Source organism: Paenibacillus cookii (assembly GCF_018333375.1).
Lineage (GTDB): Bacteria > Bacillota > Bacilli > Paenibacillales > Paenibacillaceae > Paenibacillus_AQ > Paenibacillus_AQ cookii.
Map to the genome: position 1 here is coordinate 1 of NZ_BORW01000057.1, position 17,714 is coordinate 17,714.

Consider the following 17,714-nt stretch of genomic DNA (forward strand, 5'->3'; position numbering starts at 1 on the left):
AATTGAGCCTGAACATCTCAATTTTATCGGGATGGTCTTGTTGGTCAAACCCTCGTTCCCTCCACCCGCATAGCGGGTGGTTTTTTGTTTCGCACGCTTCGCGAGCTCAACTGGCTAAAGCCTAAACGAAGGGCTGCCCTCCACGGGCAGCCCTTGCCTTAAATTATTATTTTCCAATGTAAACTAACCGTTTCCCGCTTCGGTCCCAGCGCCATTCCATTTCATTCGTTACAGGCAAGCCGCCGTACCACTCATCCACTTCTTTTTCCAGCAACCAGTCCTTTTCACCCGCTAAAACTTCCTGTCCCAAACGGGTTAATGCGACAGTACCGTCTTTGGCGGAAGAAGGCCCGCCGAGAAAATAATCCGTCCCCTCGGCCTTAAGAAGCGGCTTCGGCAGCTCTGCCATCGTTTTTAACCGGTACCGAAACTCCAAGTCCCCCATTCCCAATTCATGCAGCCGATCTCCCACATTCGTAAACAACTCGGCAGGTTTTTGCACGCCGTTTTTCACAAGCTCTAACGTGGTTTGCTCAACGATTCCCAATCCGTTGCCCGGCGACGGAAGCCGGTTCAAATGCATCGTAAATGCCGAAGGCACGAAAGGAAGCACCGATGGATCCGACCTTAATATCCCAACATGCTTTTCGACGTCCCGGGAAGCGTACGCCTCCCAAATTTCGGCACCCAGTGTGAGTTCTTCCTCTCCAATTGGCCGCCATGTACCGGACAAGGTTTTCAGTTGCTCCGTCGTCAGCTGCCCCATTCCCCGAAACAAATCAATTCCGGGGTAGTCCCCGATGCACAGCAAATTTAATTTGGTATTGCCTAACGACTGCTTCGAGAACCAGTGCAATAGAAAGGCCAGCATCGTTTGATCGAATAAATCATGCTCGAACCACATCACGACCTCATCGTATTTGCTGAAATTTTGGAGACGGGTTTCCTGGGATTCGCAGCTTTTTATGTACTCCGGTGCAAGAATGCCCAGGGTCTTTTCCAAATAGGCCGCCCTCAAAAGCCGCTCGTTGTTCCCGGCCATGCTCGCAAATGCCGGTCCGACAGGGTACACCTCCCTCCAAACCAAAATATCCCCCTGCACGTTTCCTTCCCTAAGCTTATTCCCCACATGATCGCCGTTCACGATATGAAGCATTTTTTCCCCTCCCTGGTATAAATCGTTCAACACCGATGCAAAGTCGGAGACAAGCAGCGAGGTTCTCAGCTTTTTCCGGGCATCGAAAAGCCGCTTTTTCATGGTGGAGGCCGACACGCCCAAAAAGCTCGATATCTCTTTAATCGAATACCCTCGATAATAAAACAGCTGTACCGCTATTCTTAAAGCGGGAGGCAAGCCTTCGACGGATCGCAGCAGCTTCTCCTCCCATTCCCTTCTTTCAATAATGGAATCTACGCCGTCCGGGTCCGCAATAAGGCTGGCGGTCTCCTCGATGGGCATCACGGCGTGTTTCTTTCCGCGAAGCATCCGGTAACATTGGCGTTCCACAATGACTTTAAACCATCCCGGGAATGCGTCTTCATCCTTCAAGCTGCCGAGATGGGAGAATGCTTCGACGAACGCCTCCTGCACCGCATCCTCCGCCAAAAACGGGTCGTTTAACCTGGCATAAGCCACCGTGTAGGCTAACCCCTTAAAATGGCTCACGATATGCTCGCACGCTCTCTGATCTCCTTGCCTGGCCTCTTCGATCCAATGCCGCAGTTTTCCTGCACCTCCTTTGAATCTGATGTTTACACCTACTAAGTGCCTTCAAGACTGCAAAAGGTTACGCCATTTCAAAGGCTTTGGTTATATCCGGCAGCTGGAAAGCCCTGATGATGATGCCGGCGGCATGTTCGTCGAGCGAATCATCGATGTGCGTTACATCCATGGCGCCTGGATGGCAGAGGACATCAGCTACCTTCTTGCGTCTCCGTAAAGAAGCGCTCCGCAAGCAAAGCCGACGTCCTCGATAGGGGCACGCCCGCAGAATAAAAAAACAACCATTGATAACATGAGTCGTCGTCAATGGTTGTTTTTGTTGTATTATTGGTCGTATCACAGGGGCCGCTTCAGCATTCTAGCGATAAATGCCGCTGCATCCGCCCCATTTAGCCGGAAGAAGCCAATGGTCACGCACGCCCCGTTGCCCGGCAATCAGTTCGCGCTATTGCGGCTAAATCGATTCACGGCGCTAAACAGCGCTTTTACCGATGAGGTCATAATGTCGGCGTCAATGCCGCAGCCCCAATATACGCTGCCGTCGGGCGCCGTGATGCCGATATAAGAGACGGCTTGCGATTTCGAGCCGGATTCCAGCGCGTGCTCCGTATAAGTCAAATCCGCATAATTCATGCCAAGCTCGGTTTGCAAGGCATTGCTGATCGCATCCAGCCTTCCGTTGCCGGTGCCTTCGATCTCCTTGACTTCGCTGCCGGTCCGGATCGTGACGATGGTATGGAAATCTTCATGGTCCGTAAAACGGTATTTGACAAACTCCACGGGCGTTTGGATATTTACGTATTCCTTCATGAAAATATCGTGTATTTCTTCGGGCATCAGTTCCTTTTGCTGCTGATCCGATACGTTTTTCACGAAGTACCCGAAGTTTTCGCGCATTTTTGCCGGGAGGTCGAGTCCGTACTTCAGCTGCAGCACGTATCCGATTCCGCCTTTGCCGGACTGGCTGTTAATGCGGATAATGTCGCCCTCGTACTCCCTGCCGATGTCCTTGGGATCAATGAGCAGGTAAGGAACCGACCAATGCTCGGGTTCCCTTTCCTCGCGCCATTTCATGCCCTTTGCGATGGCGTCCTGGTGCGAACCGGAGAACGCGGTGAATACCAGCTCGCCTCCGTAAGGATGTCTTTCGGTTACCTTCATTTTGGTCAGCCGTTCATAGACGGAGATGATCGCAGGAATGTTCTCGAAGTTCAGCTTGGGGTCGACCCCGTGCGAGTACATGTTGAGCGCCAGCGTCACGATGTCGACGTTCCCCGTTCTCTCCCCGTTGCCGAACAACGTCCCTTCGACGCGCTGGGCTCCGGCCAGCATCCCCAGCTCGGCGTCCGCCACGCCCGTTCCTCTGTCGTTATGCGGATGCACCGACAAAATGACATGCTCCCGGAAGTTCAGGTGCTCGCTCATATACTCGATCTGGCTGGCGTACACGTGAGGCATCGACATCGATACCGTGGCAGGGAGATTGATGATAACCGGGTTCTCCGCCGTCGGCTGCCATACGTCCAGCACGCTGTTGCAGATGTCCAGCGCAAACTCGATCTCCGTCCCGGTAAAGCTCTCCGGCGAATATTGGAACTGGAAGTTCCCTTCCGTCTCCGCCGCGCATTCCTTGAGCAGTTTGGCGCCGCTCACGGCGATGTCGATGATCTCTTCCTTGGATTTGCGGAATACCTGCTCCCGCTGGGCCACGGAGGTCGAGTTGTACAAATGGACGACGGCTTTTTTCGCACCCTTCAGCGATTCGAAGGTTTTGCGGATAATATGCTCTCTCGATTGGGTCAGCACCTGGATCGTAACGTCATCCGGAATCAGATCCTGCTCGATCAATGTGCGCAAAAAGGCAAATTCCGTCTCCGATGCTGCCGGGAATCCGACTTCGATCTCCTTGAACCCGATATCCACGAGCATATTGAAGTATTCCAGCTTCTCCTCCAGATTCATCGGAACGATCAACGCCTGATTGCCGTCGCGAAGGTCGACGCTGCACCAAATCGGCGCCTCCGTAATATATTCCTTTTGGGCCCACTTCAAGCTGGTCTCCGCCGGCATAAAATATCCTCTGGCGTATTTGTTTACATTTTTCATGGATATCCTTCCCTTCATCGATTTCCTGCGTTGACCTGCCAAAGATCGAACGCACAAAAAAAGCCTTCCATCTCCACCAACAGAGACGAAAGACTTTGACATCTTACGCGGTACCACTCCGAATTCACGCCGTCGTCGGCATGCACTCTACGGATACGGGATTGTAAAAAACGGACAATCCTGCATCCTCCTGATGATAACGGTCAGGGCTCCGGCTCCGCCTACTTTACGGGTTCAGCGGGCAACTCCAAGGCGAGTTCCGATCTTCTCCGCGGCTGTTTCGCACCGTCCAACAGCTCTCTGTTCGCTTCAAAAACCGTACTATTCCTTTTCAACGTAGTTTAATTATTAGGATTAATGCTATATCACCAATACGATGGTGTCAAGGGGAATCTAAGACGTATTTTTCTTCAGTTCACGCTTTTTTATTTGGCGAATGAGCTACAGGTTCATACAGGATTTATTTTTGATTTCGTTCCGTCAAAATGTAGGCGGAGTAGAAACTGCTATGAGCAGCGTTTCACCGTCCCAGATATTCTTGTAGCTATGGGGGGTTCTGGCATCATAATAGATGCTGTCCCCTTCTTCGAGCGTATAACGTTCATTGCCAAGCACAAACTCCAAACGCCCGGAGTGAACGAATAGAAACTCCTCGCCTTCGCTATGGCCGACGCTGACGTCACCGTAAGATGCTCCTTCTTCCAGCACTCCCCAGATCGGTCCCATTTTATTGCTGCTTCCTTGGCTGAGCGCGTACCAGGTAATGCGGGAACCATTTCAGCGACCATCACCCTGCCCGAACAACCGTAGAAGTGGCTAAACTTCCAAGAGACGCCAGGATTGAAATAGAGCTTATCGCAGTCAAACGCATTTAAACCCGCCCCGTCATCTCTATTTCTTTGAAAGAAGGCGCATCTGCTTGCGATCTTATTTGCTTCTCTTATTTTGTGCAACCCTTTACGGGAGCAATTTCGTCTTAGGCTCGTTGCTGCTGCAAGCATTTCCCGCCTTGCACCTGTCGGCATACCGGCTTGTGGTTTCATCGGTGTTCCTGCTTATTTATTTGGCTGCAACCCGTCACTTAACGAAGATTACGTTACGTGACTCCGTTTATTTGGTGCCTTTCGTCCTGATCGGGATGCTGCTGCATCAAGTTTCTTTCTTTACGGGGCTTCGGACAACGGACGCAACGACGGCTTCGCTCATTTTGTTCGTTAGCTCCGATTTTTACAGCGCTGTTTGCCCGCTTATTTTTGAAAGAACCATTTACGATCCGCATGGCCGCAGGTGCGATTGTCGCCTTCGCCGGCGTCTTCCTCGTCGTTGGACATGGCGGAAGCTTGAGAATTGCCATCACTCCAGGCATCTCGATCATGTTTGTCTGTATGCTGGCGTTATCAGGATCCATTATCCTGATGAGAAAGCTGACGGAACGTATGGACGCGTTGGTCGCAACCGTGTATACGACGGTGCTGGGCTGCATTTCGGTATACCCGGTAGCGGTGTGGAGCGAGCCTCACGTACAGGCCCAGCCCCGCTTCTGGTGGTGGGTTCTCTTGATCGGATCGGCGCTGCTTATTCAGGGCTTATGCGCGGTCATCTGGAATGGACAGATTCGAAAAGTAGGCGCGGCTAAAGCATCGCTGTTTCTGAATTTACAACCGTTTGTCGCCATGGTTTTAGGTTATATCACGCTTGGGACCCCGATTTCCTCAACGCAAGTGGCAGGATCCTTTCTCATCATTTGCGGGGTCGTTCTAGCCACATTACAGGGGAAGAGAACAAGGAAATCGCATGATGATAAATTAGAGCTATCCCCTGCGGAGAGATAATGGTCTGTAAAAAGGGACGTACAGACTGAAGATGGGCTGGCTAACTCGGATATTTTTTTCTTTAAAATTGAAGCTGACTGTACGGAGATCGTACGGCAAGTTCAGGGCCATCCTGCGGGATGGCCCTTTCTTTGAGGTTTATTATTTTTCAACCAGACAACCGTTCTCCAAATAAAAAACACGATCACACAGCGGCAGAACCCGCTCGTCGTGCGTAACCATAATTGCGCTCTTGCCCCGCCCCTTTGCCTCTTCGGCAATCATCCGTACAACGTCCATTCCCCTTGAGGCGTCCAGACTCGCCGTCGGCTCGTCCGCCAGCAGCACGGCCGGGTCGTTCATGAGCGCTCTTGCGATCGCGACGCGCTGACGCTCGCCGCCCGACAACTTGTCGGGATAAGCATTTTTGCGATGGTTCAAGCCCAGCTTGTGAAGCAGCTCCCGGATACGTTCTTTCGCCTTCGCTTTGTTCATATCCCCCAACTTTGCGACCAGCATCAACTGTTCTTCCACCTTCAAATATGGAATCAGGTTGGCGCTTTGGAAAATAAACCCGATCTTGTTCAGCCGCATGTCCGGCAACGCCTTCTTCTCTTTGCCGGTTATCGATTCTCCGTCCAGCAAAACCGCACCGCTCGTAGGCTCCAGGAGCGCGCCCGCGATCGACAGGAACGTGCTCTTCCCGGATCCGGAAGGCCCCATAACAGCGACAAATTCCCCTTCCGATACGTGCAGGCTCAGGTGATCGAGCACCGTTCTTTGCGTGCCCCCGTCCTCGTAGGTATGCGTAATATTGTCCAGGATCAGTCTGTGTCTCATGCTGCACTCCTCCCAATCGCATCCAGCGCGTCTATTTTGGTTACTTTCCAGACGGAAAGCAATGATCCGGCGAGCGACATCGCGATAAAGGCGCCGCTGGTATACGCCAGCGTAGAGGACTTAAGCTGGAACGGCATTCCGCCGGGCAAGGCGGCTTCAATCGCTTGGACAAGCAGCACACTGACAATAAGGCTCCCTGCCGATAAGAGCAACACTTGCAGGGTGACGCTTCGCACAAGGTACGCGGTCCGTGTGCCGATTGCCTTCAAAATACCAAATTGACTGCTCTTCTGGATCGTGATGACATAGAAAAACACCGCCAGGACAAATGAAGAAATGATAAACAAGAAAATGATCATCATCCACAGCGAGCCCTGCTCCTCCTTGTAGCCCGGGATGGCCGAAACGGCATCTGATTTGGTGACGATCTCCGTATCCGGGAAAGCCGCAGCAAGCTGCTCCGCTTGGTGCTTGTTTGCCTTGACGGCGATCGCATTGTAGGTCTTTCCATCCCCGGCTCCTCCCGCTCCCGGTCGAGCCATCGCCCCCAACTGAAGCCGCTGCCAGTCGCGCTCATTCAAAAATACCGCCGGCGAATGGCTGAACGATTCATCGCTGACAAAACCGCTCACAGTCCATTTCAAGCCCGAAGCCTGATCGACCAATACCGTTCCGAGGCCAATCCCCGAGTCCTTCAGCTTGCGATCCGCAAGCACCTGTCCCGTTCCGTTTGACGTGATAGCCGCACCTTCGGTCACCTTGGGCATCAACCAGCCCTCCGGCCTTATTCCGAGAAGCGTCACGTCCAGCTTGCCGGCCGTTCCCTCCGCCGTCACGGTGGTCATCTTGACGCCAAGCGGCTGCACGTTCTGCAATCCTGCGATTGAACCTGCTTGCACCAATACTTGTCCGCTGAGTTGCGAACGGGTGAAGCGGCGATTCGAATCCTTCTCCATCATAAAATGCGTGGCGTCCATATTTTGAATCGATGCCGCGTTATCATAGGCGAGCCCCCGCGCAAGCCCTGTCACGAACAGAACCAGGAAGGCGACGAGCAGCATAATAACCGCAATGAGCGAATAGCGGACTTTGGCGAACCTCATTTCCCGAATGGCCAGATACATTGTGCTTCCCTCCTCCTCGATGTCTTCAGTTTAGGAAGCGAATATAAACGGCGCATAAACAACAAATTACAATTTGGGAAGCGTTACCGTAAATCTTGTGCCTACTCCCGGGGAGCTGCTTACTTCAACGTTTCCTTCGTGCAGCTGTACGATTTTTTTCACGATGGCAAGCCCCAGACCCGTCCGGCCCGACGCACGTTCCCGCGCGCGGTCGACTCGGTAGAAACGGTCGAATAGAAAGGGCAAATGCTCGGGAGCAATCCCTTCTCCGGTATCCGAAATCACGACGCGGATGCAAGACTGCGTTTCCTCTGCATGCACTTCAATGCTTCGGCCTGGCGGAATATGGTTTGCGGCATTACTAAGCAAATTCGTCCATACTTGCATCAGCAGCACTTCATCGCCCTGCACCGAAATGGACTCCGGAACCGATAGTTTAAGCAACAATTCTTTCTCTTCCAGCTGCCATTGCAGCATCCCTGCGGCTTGACGGATCTGGCCCCGTAAATAAAAGCGCTTCTTGTTCAGCGCCTCTTCTCCTTGTTCCAGCGTGGAGAGCAGCAAAAGTTGTTTGCTCAGCATGGAGAGATGGCGGCTTTCAGTTTCAATAATTGAGGCATATTGCAAACGTTCTTCTTCCGGCAAATTCCCTTGCGCCAATACTTTGGCAAATCCTTGGATGGAGGTGAGCGGCGATTGGATTTCATGCGATACATTCGATACAAACTGTTGGCGTGCCAGATCGACCCGCTCCAGTTCCCGGCCCATCGTCATAAAATGCCCGGCCAGCTGACCGATTTCATCGCGCCTCCCCGTCTTTAGCCGAAGATTGTAGTTCCCTTGCGCAAGGCGTTTGGTCGCTTCGGTTAACCGCGTAATCGGCTTGACGATATAACGGGTGCTCATCAAGAAGAATAATATGCTAATGATGATGGTCAGCGATAAGACCAGTGCGAAGAAGGTGCGAAGCTCCCCGAACTGCAGCAGCACATCCGGTCGCATGAACAAGGCATAGGTCTTCCCGGATGTTTGGAAGGGCACGCCGACCGTATTGCTTAAACGGTTCTCAAAGAAGCCGGTAATGAACGGCTTGTTCGGAAACTGCGCCACCCCGTGATAGGTGCCTCCGCTAAGGACGAACCGGATGTCTTGGTTGTCCAAATCCTGTTCGCGGAAGCCCCCTCCGTAAAAATGCGATTCTTCTTGCCCATCCGTCACGTAGATTTCGTACCCTAACGAGGCTGCATTGCGAAGATATCGCTCCATACCTTCAGGATTGAATTCAACAAAGTCCTTCATCTGCTCGGCAATGGAAACAAGCTTCTTATCGTTATAAGGTTTGAGCTTCGTATGGTAGTAAATATTCGAAGCAAGCAACCCCAGCATGCTGCTGGCGAAGATGACGGCCAATGTGATCAGGAACACGCGATAGTACAGACTCTTCATTTGTCCCTCACCACGATTTTGTAGCCGATGCCGCGAACGGTCTGGATAACAAAATCATCCGCGTAATCGGCAAAACGCTGGCGCAGCCTGTTGATATGCACGTTAACCGTATTGTCGTCCCCGTCGTAATCCTGGCCCCATACGAGACGGATCAACTCTTCGCGGGAAAATAGACGCCCCGGATATTGCGCCAGCTGAGCCAGCAGCTCAAATTCTTTCATCGGCAGTAAAATAAGAGATTGGCCGTCGGTCACTTCAACGTTTTTGCGGTCAACGGTAATGCGATGCATCCGGATGATGTCATCCGCTGCCCGGTTATAGCGGCGGAACAGCGCCTTGACCCGAAAGAGCAGCTCTTCCGGCTCGAAAGGTTTGGTTACGTAGTCATCCGTCCCTCTTAAATAGCCTTGTTCTTTGTCGGACAACTGGTCTTTGGCCGTCAGCAAAATAATCGGGATATCGTATTGCTGCCGGATATGCTCACACAACTCAAACCCGTCCATATGCGGCATCATCACATCAATGATCGCGATGTCTATCGGCGAGCATTCCATAATCCTTACCGCCTCGGCCCCGTCTTGAGCCTCATGCACGCGATATCCCTCGCGGGTCATGACGAAACGCACCAGCGCCCTGATATTCGGATCATCGTCTGCCAGAAGCAGATGGTTCAACTTCAAAACCCCCAGTCTTTGTTCCCATGGTTCATTACAAATTAGATAAACGATGTACGCTGCGACGTGTCGCTGCCTTTACATCAGGATACCTCATTTGGTGTCGGACACGCCAAAAACGTTTGTTTTAAATTTCCTCTTGCCCTATGCTTCCTATCCTGCTATTATGAAGTAGCATAATTTTTGGAAAGCGAATATTCAATACATGTAGGATCTTTCCAAGCAGATAATCTTTGACCACTTCCTTCGGGAAGTTAAGGCCATACGGACAGCCGGGTCAAATGCCGATTGGCAACTTTCGTTGCCTTATTGATTGAGTTAAAAGCTCAAATTTTATAAGTTGGTTACTTTACAACCAGTGCATACGCACACAACTTGTGAAACGGTCAATAAGAGTGGTAAAAGTAATTATTTGCTATATAGACTCTGATCCTAACATTGTATATTTGAATATTAAGAGCCCTTCCATGAACCGATGCGTTTTATGGCTGACTGACGAGCGCACCAGTGGTTTGTCATGTCATGCTCAAGTGGAGTTATCTTATTATTCGACTATATCAAGCAAGTGTGATGCGCGTAGTGCGTGTTTCGCTTGCTTTTTTTGTTGCCGTTTTACAGTAAAAAAATTTTTTATTGGAATGAGGAGATCGAAAAATGGGAAAAGCACTCATCATTGGCGCCGGCGGCGTCGCATCTGTAGCCGTTCATAAATGCGTTCAAAACAGCGAAGTCTTCGAAGAAATCTGCATCGCCAGCCGTACGAAGTCCAAATGCGACGAGCTGAAAGCCAAATTGGACGGCGGCAAAACGAAAATTACGACCGCACAGGTCGATGCCAACAACGTGGACGAACTGATCGCCTTGATCAACGAAGTCAAACCGGATATCGTCATGAACCTGGCCCTGCCTTACCAAGACTTGACGATCATGGATGCTTGCTTGGCTACCAAAACGCACTACATGGATACCGCCAACTACGAGCCGGAAGATACGGCGAAATTCGAATACAAATGGCAATGGGAATACAAAGAGCGCTTTGAAAAAGCAGGCATCACGGCACTGCTCGGCAGCGGATTCGACCCCGGCGTTACCGGCGTATTTTCCGCTTATGCACTGAAACACTATTTCGACGAAATCGAATATATCGATATTCTGGATTGCAACGGCGGGGATCACGGTTATCCTTTCGCAACCAACTTCAACCCGGAAATCAACATTCGCGAAGTATCCGCCAATGGACGCTACTGGGAAAACGGCGAATGGATCGAAACGAAACCGATGGAAATCAAGCGCGTGTACAACTTTGCCGAAGTCGGTGAAAAAGACATGTACCTGCTGTACCATGAAGAGCTGGAATCCCTTGCGAAAAACATCCCTGGCCTGAAACGCATCCGTTTCTTCATGACGTTCGGACAAAGCTATCTCATGCACTTAAAGGCGCTTGAAAACGTAGGAATGACTTCCATCGAACCGATCGAATTCGAAGGAAAACAGATCATTCCGCTTCAATTCCTGAAGGCTGTCCTCCCGGACCCGGCTTCCCTTGGACCTCGCACGGTGGGCAAAACGAACATCGGCTGCATCTTCAAAGGGAAAAAAGACGGCCAAGACAAGACGTACTATGTTTACAACGTTTGCGACCATCAAGAGTGCTATAAAGAAGTGGGCTCCCAAGCCATCTCCTACACGACCGGCGTTCCTGCCATGATCGGCGCAGCCATGGTGCTCACCGGCAAATGGAATAAACCGGGCGTATACAACGTCGAAGAGTTCGATCCGGATCCATTCATGGAAGAACTGAACAAATGGGGACTTCCTTGGGTAGAAGACTTCAATCCGGTGCTGGTCGACGCCTTGCCTGAAGAAACGAAAGAACCGGAGCTCGTTCGTTAATATGCGGTTCGAGGAGTTACCGACACCTTGTTTCGTCGTCGATGAAGCGCTCATCGAAAAAAACCTGAAAATTTTGAACGGCGTCATGCAGCGTACGGGAGCCAAAATCGTGCTGGCGCAAAAGGCTTTTTCCATGACGGAGATGTATCCGCTCATCGGAAAATACTTAAGCGGCACGACCGCGAGCGGCTTATTCGAAGCGCGGCTAGGGCACGAGGAAATGGGCAAGGAAAACCACGTCTTTGCCCCTGCCTACCGTGAAGATGAAATCGACGAGATTGTTTCCATTTGCGACCATATCATCTTCAACTCCTTTTCCCAGCTGGAAAAGTTTAAAGGAAAAGCTCTTGCCGCCGGCAAAAAGGTAGGCCTCCGCATCAATCCGGAATGTTCGACGCAAGTGGGGCATGAAATTTACGATCCTTGTTCGCCGGGATCCCGATTTGGCGTAAAGCGCGAGGATTTCCAGCCGGAACTGCTGGATGGCGTGACGGGACTGCACTTCCATACCCTTTGCCAGCAGAACTCGGACGATTTGGAGACCACGCTGAACGCGGTCGAAGACAAGTTCGGGCCATGGCTGCCGCAAATGGAATGGATCAACTTCGGCGGCGGTCACCATATCACGCGCGAAGACTACGATATTCCGAGGCTGGAAGCCTGCATTAAGAGAATGCAGGAGAAATACGGTCTGGAGGTCTATCTCGAACCGGGGGAGGCCATCGCGCTGAATGCCGGTTATATGGTCACCTCCGTCCTGGACATCCATCGCAACGGCATCGAGATTGCGATCGTGGACACTTCGGCTACATGCCATATGCCGGACGTTCTGGAAATGCCTTATCGTCCGCCGCTGATCGGATCGGGCGAAGCCGGGGAAAAGCCATACACCTATCGGCTTGGCGGGCCGACCTGCCTGACGGGCGACGTCATCGGAGACTATTCTTTCGATCAGCCCCTGAAGAGCGGTGACAGATTGGTGTTCGAAGACATGGCGATCTACTCCATGGTCAAAACCAATACCTTCAACGGCATGCCGCTGCCGGCCATCGCCGTGCAGGACAAAGACGGCAACTGCCGCATCGTGCGCGAGTTCGGCTATCAGGATTTTAAGATGAGACTCGCTTAAAGAATAACAAAGCCTTAGCCCTGTTATCGGGGTTAAGGCTTTGTTTCGTTTTGGGCCGTTACTTATGGTACGGTTCTCTCACTTTCATAGCGGAAGGCTTTCATTTTCACTCCTCGTCCCCTAACGCAAAATCCACGGCAGCCTCGGCATGAATTCGTGTCGTATCATAAACCGGGATATTGCAGTCCTCCTGGGAGATGAGCAGCGTGATTTCCGTGCATCCGAGAATAACGGCTTCCGCTCCCTTGCGGACAAGACGGTCAATGATGTCCAGGTATTTTTTCTTCGAATGTTCATTTATGATCCCCAGACAAAGCTCGTGATAAATAACATCGTGAACGACTGCCCGATCTGCTTCATCCGGAACTACAACCTCCAGTCCAAACGGATCGACAAGTCTGCCCTTGTAAAATTCCTGCTCCATCGTGAAGGCCGTCCCTAACAGACCTACCTTTTTTATTTTATCCTTCACGATTTGATTTGCCGTTGCATCCGCAATATGCAGTAAAGGAATCGATACCGAGTTCATCACTTCGGGCGCCATCTTGTGCATCGTATTCGTGCATATGACGACGACATCGGCTCCGCCGGCTTCCAGTTTTTGTGCCGATTCAATCATAATCTTCGCAGCCTCTGCCCATTTCCCTTGATGCTGCAGATCCTTGATTTCTTGAAAATCTACGGAATACATCAGGCTTTTTGCCGAGTGGTGCCCACCTTTTCTTTCCTTAACCCTCTCATTGATGATTTGGTAATAGAGCATGGACGATTCCCAGCTCATGCCGCCTAGAAGTCCTATTGTTTTCACTGCCTACTCACACCCATCCTTTTTATCTTATTTTGGCATAAGTATATCGGGTTTGCAGCAGCAAGTTTCGTGCGGAGCGTGGATTCAAGCAAAATGACCTATGCCGGTTGATAATATTCGCGCAGCAACAACTCCCCCAATTTTGACAAATAAAGTGAGAGAATGGTAGATTCTATCTATACTAATTCTTTCATTCGGGTGGGCTTATGAGAAAAAAATTACAAATTTATATATCGGCCACTTACTACGATCTTATTGAAGATCGACATGCCGCTGTTGAATCCATACTTCAAGCCGGTCATATCCCTGCTGGAATCGAGCAATTTTTCAATGAAAGCCCAATAAACATTAGGAAAAGATGGATCGACGATTCCGACGTATATATCCTGATTCTCGGTGGATTCTACGGTTTAACGCTCCCTGATGATGAATCCAAAAGCTATACGCAATGGGAATATGAGTATGCCGGAGAAACGGGAAAACCCAGATTTGCTTTTGTTCTCACAGACGATAGATTAAGACGACTGCCATACGATTTCACGGAAATTGAACGCTATCAGGAGTTTCAAGCGTTTAAGCAAACGGTCATGGAACAAATCCCGATCTATCATGTTGATGATGTACGGCACATTAAAATGGTACTACGTGATCAATTGCCGAAGTATGCAGCAAGAGACGATTTGTATGGCTGGGTTTCCGGCAAGGATATCCCGGACGTTCAAAAGCTGCTGGAAGAGAACGCAAGGTTAAGGGCGGAGTTGGAGAAAAAGAATTGAAAAGAACTTGGCAGTCATATTCTCAACCTATAATATGAATCAAATAACTAAATTGGTAAGCACAAAAGGGCTGCAGGGATTCAAAACAATAAAGCGCCTATTGCATAATAAAAATGCTGAAGATTGCAGCACATCTTCTCTTTATAAAATCAAGGCCGTTCGAGATGTTCCGGACGGCCTTTGTCTGGTTAGGTTGACGGGTGGGATTATATCCATGCCTCCTACCCCTTATTTTGCGGAAGTTTGCATTTGGTGATTAAATCCTTTTATGATAAGCCAAACCGGTAAAGCGATTTCGAATATCGCTCCCGGGATGTAAAGAACCGCTCCGACATCCAGGCCCGCTATGGAGAGAGAACTGCTTGCCACCAGACCCGTATACCCAATGAAGCCGATTATCGAAAACAATCGTGGAACCAACCTCGATCGATAAATTATATAGCAAAATAATAAGCTTCCTAAACTCAACACGAGCATGGCTAGATCAAAAAGCAAATAGTGGGCTTCCACCGCTAAATTCACTAATGTTTGCAGGTATGAATCACCGGTAGCTCCCGCGGATATAAACTGCTTACTGAACGCGAGAAGGATAAGCGGACCGATAAAACTTATCATCAGCAATGCCGACTCCATGGCCCGGGAAGCAAAGTACCCAGACGCAAACGCCTCATGATATTTCCTTAACGTCGGTTGCAGCAACATGGCAATCCCCAAAACTGCTATGGCGTTAATTAGCTCCAAGAACAACCCTACCAATACGCCCGTTCGGTTGGAATCCATGCTGACCAGCAAGTCGGTTCGATGCAAAATGGGATCCAGGATCTGGCTTCCCGCCAAAAATACGCCCGTCGACAATAGAAATAAGGCCCCTACCACTCTCTCCACTTTTCTCATGCTCGGTCTCCCTCCCAGCTAACTAATAACAGCAGTATAGCTCGTAAATGATGGAGCCTGTAGACACCTTGGTATGGTTATGGAGTGTTCATATCAGATGGAGGTCACGGGCGCGAGCAATCGCTTCCGTGCGTCGCTGCACGTGTAGCTTTTCAAAAATCCTCCGGTTGTGGCCTTTCACCGTATCCAATGCCAAGAAAAGTTTGTCGGCGATCTCCCGATTGGAGAGTCCTCGGGCGATGAGCTGCAGCACTTCGATTTCGCGTTGGGTTAGCAGCTCGATCCGACTGCCCTTCATTCCGGGCTCGAGGATGCGGCTTACGCGTTCCAGACCCATTCGGGCTTCTTGAATAGCCGGGTGCGGCATACCCTCGGCAAGCCTCAGAGCCTTCCGGTAACGCTCTGCCGCCAGATCGTGCCGCCCTTCTGCTTCTCTAATTTGGGCGATTCCGATGATGGCCATTACGGCCATCAGCTGATGATCGATGATCCGGCAATTTGCGATGACTTCGTTATAAGCTTCGCAAGCCTCGGCATAATCTCCCCGCCGCTGGCAGGCGACGCCCAACATCCAAGCGGCCGCCGTCCGGGCAGGCAAATGATCCGGTCGCAAATAGGCGAGCGCAAGGCGCGATTGGACGATAACTTCGTCAATACGGTCTGGTTCACTTTTCCCCGCATTCCAAGCAGGCGTTATTAATCCGACAAGTTCTTCCGTCTTGTCTTCGGTCTCCGAGACTTGCAGAGCCGCTTCGGCCTCATATAGATTGGGTTCGATTGCATCGCGATTATCGGTCAATAGCAAGGAGGCCAACGTAGCGCGGGTAGCCGCAATCCATCCGATTAGGTCCATGACGCCGGCGTCTTGTTCCACGCCTTCCAGTGCAGCCTCTGCCGCCCGGAGCTTGCGTTCGACCCCCGTCGGTTTGCCGGCAATCAATAGAGCTGAACCATAGAACACCCATAATTCCGGTCTCGTATCCAGTTCCTTGGCAGACAACGACTCCAGCCAGTCGAGCGTCATTCCGGCCGCCCCCCGCAAGTGCAGCGGCATCCCGCCGCCTTTAAGCAAGCGCGAGCTTCGGTCGATATCCCGGGCAGCTACGGCATGATGAAACGCATCGATCTCGAAACCATGGTTTTCATACCAAAAGCTTGCGTATTGATGCAACTCGGAGATATCGCTCCCATCCATACGTTCCAACGCCCGTCTACGAAGGATATCCGCGAACAAATGGTGATAGCGATACCAACGACGTTCTTGATCCAGAGGAATAAGAAACAAGTTTTTACGATCAAGTTCAATTAACATTTCATTGCCGGAAACTTTAAGATCCGACATCATGTCATCACATAACGATAACGATCCGCACATTCGGTCAAGGAGAGAGGTTCGCAGCAAAAAATTCTGCACAGCTTGAGGCTGCCGCTGTAGAACTTCTTCTGCCAGATAATCCAGCACCATATAGTGATTTCCCGTGAAAGATTGTAGAAGCCGGTCGGCATCGTGGTCGTCTCGTATAGAGACGGCAGCCAAGCGGAGGCCCGCTGCCCATCCCTCGGTACGCGATTGGAACCCGGCGATCTGGTCCGTGGAAAGATCTAAGTCCATGACCTGGTTAAAGAGGGCTTCGGCTTCGCTATGCGTAAATTTCATATCGGCTGCGCGCAGCTCGATTAATTGATCCCGAACGCGCAGCCGCGGCAGGGAAATGTCGGGGTAATCTCGGGACGTTAGGACAAGATGCATCTGTGTGGGAAGGTGGTTCAGCAGGAAGCATACAACTTCGTCGACCTCTCTCGAACTGGCTGTATGGTAATCATCAAGGACAAGGATGAAAGGAAACGGAATGGTCAACAGTTCATGAAGAAGAGCCGTCAGGATTGATTCGGTCGGCGTCGGTTGGGGTGAGCGGAGCACGGAAAGCGCGCCTTCTCCTATATTCCCCGCTATGGTCTGAAGAGCAGTAATCATATACGTCAAAAAGCGCGCAACTTCTTTGTCTCCTTGATCCAAGGAAACCCATGCAGCCGGTCGTCCGCAATCGGCTAGCCATTCGCAAACTAACGTCGTTTTGCCATAGCCAGCCGGTGCAGAGGTAAGGGTCAATTTACGGTGCAAACCCTTGTTTAGTTTTTCAGTTAACCGCCGGCGCGTAACCATTCTCGAATGAGGCGCAGGGATATACAATTTGGTGACGTTTATTAGGGTTGACATGTATCTATTTTATCAGCACAGCACCAATTGTCCATCATCAATATGGCGTTTCGAGGTGCCCAATAAAGGCAGGGACAAAATCAGGGATAAGGGGCTGTGAGCTAAAATTAAGTTTGTAATTTGCAAGGTTTGCTTATAAGAAATAAACCTGAATTTCGAAAGCCCATAATGGTGGCCAGTTTGTAGCAGGATTAGTAGGCAACAACTGTAATAAACAGGGAAATACCCAGTGGATTACGCGACGATTCTGAAAAGAGGGTAGTCTTTCCCCC

14 protein-coding genes, 2 pseudogenes and 1 other annotated feature are annotated in these 17,714 nt (G+C 50.8%); of the genes and pseudogenes, 6 read left to right on the plus strand and 10 right to left on the minus strand.

Annotated features, from left to right (window positions below; genetic code table 11):
• Positions 1 to 166: 166 nt before the first annotated feature.
• The 3 genes from KI367_RS25700 to KI367_RS25710 all read right to left on the minus strand — a co-directional run bounded on the left by KI367_RS25700 (position 167) and on the right by KI367_RS25710 (position 4,555).
• Positions 167 to 1,723, minus strand: coding sequence for a sigma-70 family RNA polymerase sigma factor (locus tag KI367_RS25700; RefSeq protein WP_212953005.1), 1,557 nt, complete (start codon positions 1,721 to 1,723; stop codon positions 167 to 169).
• Positions 1,724 to 2,158: 435 nt separating this feature from the next.
• Positions 2,159 to 3,829: a 2-isopropylmalate synthase gene (leuA, locus tag KI367_RS25705; RefSeq protein ID WP_212952986.1), complete on the minus strand. Its 1,671-nt coding sequence runs from the start codon at positions 3,827 to 3,829 to the stop codon at positions 2,159 to 2,161.
• 78 nt (positions 3,830 to 3,907) lie between these two features.
• Positions 3,908 to 4,173 (minus strand) — a binding site (T-box leader).
• Positions 4,174 to 4,309: 136 nt separating this feature from the next.
• A complete protein-coding gene (locus KI367_RS25710) occupies positions 4,310 to 4,555 on the minus strand; it encodes a cupin domain-containing protein (protein WP_246537308.1) in 246 nt (81 codons plus the stop codon).
• 41 nt (positions 4,556 to 4,596) lie between these two features.
• Here KI367_RS25710 and KI367_RS25715 point away from each other — a divergent pair.
• The 3 genes and pseudogenes from KI367_RS25715 to KI367_RS27380 form a co-directional block, all read left to right on the plus strand.
• A pseudogene (locus KI367_RS25715) lies at positions 4,597 to 4,704 on the plus strand (Rid family hydrolase); the annotation flags it as partial.
• A 110-nt stretch (positions 4,705 to 4,814) separates the two neighbouring features.
• A pseudogene (locus KI367_RS27370) lies at positions 4,815 to 4,988 on the plus strand (DMT family transporter); the annotation flags it as partial.
• A gap of 256 nt (positions 4,989 to 5,244) precedes the next feature.
• The gene (locus KI367_RS27380) at positions 5,245 to 5,661 is read left to right on the plus strand and encodes a DMT family transporter (protein ID WP_246537312.1); all 417 of its coding nucleotides are present in this window, start codon (positions 5,245 to 5,247) and stop codon (positions 5,659 to 5,661) included.
• 141 nt (positions 5,662 to 5,802) lie between these two features.
• On the opposite strand, the gene KI367_RS25725 is transcribed toward KI367_RS27380, so the two are convergent.
• The 4 genes from KI367_RS25725 to KI367_RS25740 all read right to left on the minus strand — a co-directional run bounded on the left by KI367_RS25725 (position 5,803) and on the right by KI367_RS25740 (position 9,730).
• Positions 5,803 to 6,480: an ABC transporter ATP-binding protein gene (locus KI367_RS25725; protein ID WP_036715346.1), complete on the minus strand. Its 678-nt coding sequence runs from the start codon at positions 6,478 to 6,480 to the stop codon at positions 5,803 to 5,805.
• The gene (locus KI367_RS25730; protein WP_212952989.1) at positions 6,477 to 7,604 is read right to left on the minus strand and encodes an ABC transporter permease; all 1,128 of its coding nucleotides are present in this window, start codon (positions 7,602 to 7,604) and stop codon (positions 6,477 to 6,479) included. Before KI367_RS25730 ends, KI367_RS25725 begins: the two co-directional genes overlap by 4 nt.
• Before the next feature lie 66 nt (positions 7,605 to 7,670).
• Positions 7,671 to 9,050, minus strand: a complete 1,380-nt coding sequence (locus tag KI367_RS25735) for a sensor histidine kinase (RefSeq protein ID WP_212952992.1) — start codon at positions 9,048 to 9,050, stop codon at positions 7,671 to 7,673.
• The gene (locus tag KI367_RS25740) at positions 9,047 to 9,730 is read right to left on the minus strand and encodes a response regulator transcription factor (protein ID WP_197070078.1); all 684 of its coding nucleotides are present in this window, start codon (positions 9,728 to 9,730) and stop codon (positions 9,047 to 9,049) included. The genes KI367_RS25735 and KI367_RS25740 overlap by 4 nt, the downstream gene beginning before the upstream one ends.
• Before the next feature lie 648 nt (positions 9,731 to 10,378).
• Between KI367_RS25740 and KI367_RS25745 the strand changes: the two genes are divergently transcribed.
• Both KI367_RS25745 and nspC read left to right on the plus strand, forming a co-directional pair.
• The gene (locus tag KI367_RS25745) at positions 10,379 to 11,617 is read left to right on the plus strand and encodes a saccharopine dehydrogenase family protein (protein WP_036715344.1); all 1,239 of its coding nucleotides are present in this window, start codon (positions 10,379 to 10,381) and stop codon (positions 11,615 to 11,617) included.
• Position 11,618: 1 nt separating this feature from the next.
• Positions 11,619 to 12,746 (plus strand): carboxynorspermidine decarboxylase, encoded by a 1,128-nt coding sequence (gene nspC / locus KI367_RS25750; protein WP_212952995.1) that lies wholly within the window; start codon positions 11,619 to 11,621, stop codon positions 12,744 to 12,746.
• A gap of 106 nt (positions 12,747 to 12,852) precedes the next feature.
• Here the strand turns inward: nspC and KI367_RS25755 are convergent, their stop codons facing one another.
• Positions 12,853 to 13,554, minus strand: a complete 702-nt coding sequence (locus KI367_RS25755) for an aspartate/glutamate racemase family protein (RefSeq protein WP_212952998.1) — start codon at positions 13,552 to 13,554, stop codon at positions 12,853 to 12,855.
• A 206-nt stretch (positions 13,555 to 13,760) separates the two neighbouring features.
• On the opposite strand from KI367_RS25755, the gene KI367_RS25760 reads away from it, so the two are divergent.
• Positions 13,761 to 14,330: a DUF4062 domain-containing protein gene (locus KI367_RS25760; RefSeq protein ID WP_212953001.1), complete on the plus strand. Its 570-nt coding sequence runs from the start codon at positions 13,761 to 13,763 to the stop codon at positions 14,328 to 14,330.
• A gap of 228 nt (positions 14,331 to 14,558) precedes the next feature.
• Here the strand turns inward: KI367_RS25760 and KI367_RS25765 are convergent, their stop codons facing one another.
• Positions 14,559 to 15,224: a DUF4386 domain-containing protein gene (locus tag KI367_RS25765; protein ID WP_212953003.1), complete on the minus strand. Its 666-nt coding sequence runs from the start codon at positions 15,222 to 15,224 to the stop codon at positions 14,559 to 14,561.
• Between the two features lie 88 nt (positions 15,225 to 15,312).
• Entirely contained in the window at positions 15,313 to 17,241 is a 1,929-nt protein-coding gene (locus KI367_RS27385; RefSeq protein WP_246537310.1) for a winged helix-turn-helix domain-containing protein, read from the minus strand.
• Positions 17,242 to 17,714 lie beyond the last annotated feature (473 nt).

What these genes read in the sequence shown, in the direction of transcription:
- leuA (WP_212952986.1), bottom strand. Translation starts at nt 3,829, where the DNA reads ATGAAAAATGTAAACAAATACGCCAGAGGATATTTTATGCCGGCGGAG.
- KI367_RS25710 (WP_246537308.1), bottom strand. Translation starts at nt 4,555, where the DNA reads ATGGGACCGATCTGGGGAGTGCTGGAAGAAGGAGCATCTTACGGTGAC.
- KI367_RS27380 (WP_246537312.1), top strand. Translation starts at nt 5,245, where the DNA reads ATGAGAAAGCTGACGGAACGTATGGACGCGTTGGTCGCAACCGTGTAT.
- KI367_RS25725 (WP_036715346.1), bottom strand. Translation starts at nt 6,480, where the DNA reads ATGAGACACAGACTGATCCTGGACAATATTACGCATACCTACGAGGAC.
- KI367_RS25730 (WP_212952989.1), bottom strand. Translation starts at nt 7,604, where the DNA reads ATGTATCTGGCCATTCGGGAAATGAGGTTCGCCAAAGTCCGCTATTCG.
- KI367_RS25735 (WP_212952992.1), bottom strand. Translation starts at nt 9,050, where the DNA reads ATGAAGAGTCTGTACTATCGCGTGTTCCTGATCACATTGGCCGTCATC.
- KI367_RS25745 (WP_036715344.1), top strand. Translation starts at nt 10,379, where the DNA reads ATGGGAAAAGCACTCATCATTGGCGCCGGCGGCGTCGCATCTGTAGCC.
- nspC (WP_212952995.1), top strand. Translation starts at nt 11,619, where the DNA reads ATGCGGTTCGAGGAGTTACCGACACCTTGTTTCGTCGTCGATGAAGCG.
- KI367_RS25760 (WP_212953001.1), top strand. Translation starts at nt 13,761, where the DNA reads ATGAGAAAAAAATTACAAATTTATATATCGGCCACTTACTACGATCTT.
- KI367_RS25765 (WP_212953003.1), bottom strand. Translation starts at nt 15,224, where the DNA reads ATGAGAAAAGTGGAGAGAGTGGTAGGGGCCTTATTTCTATTGTCGACG.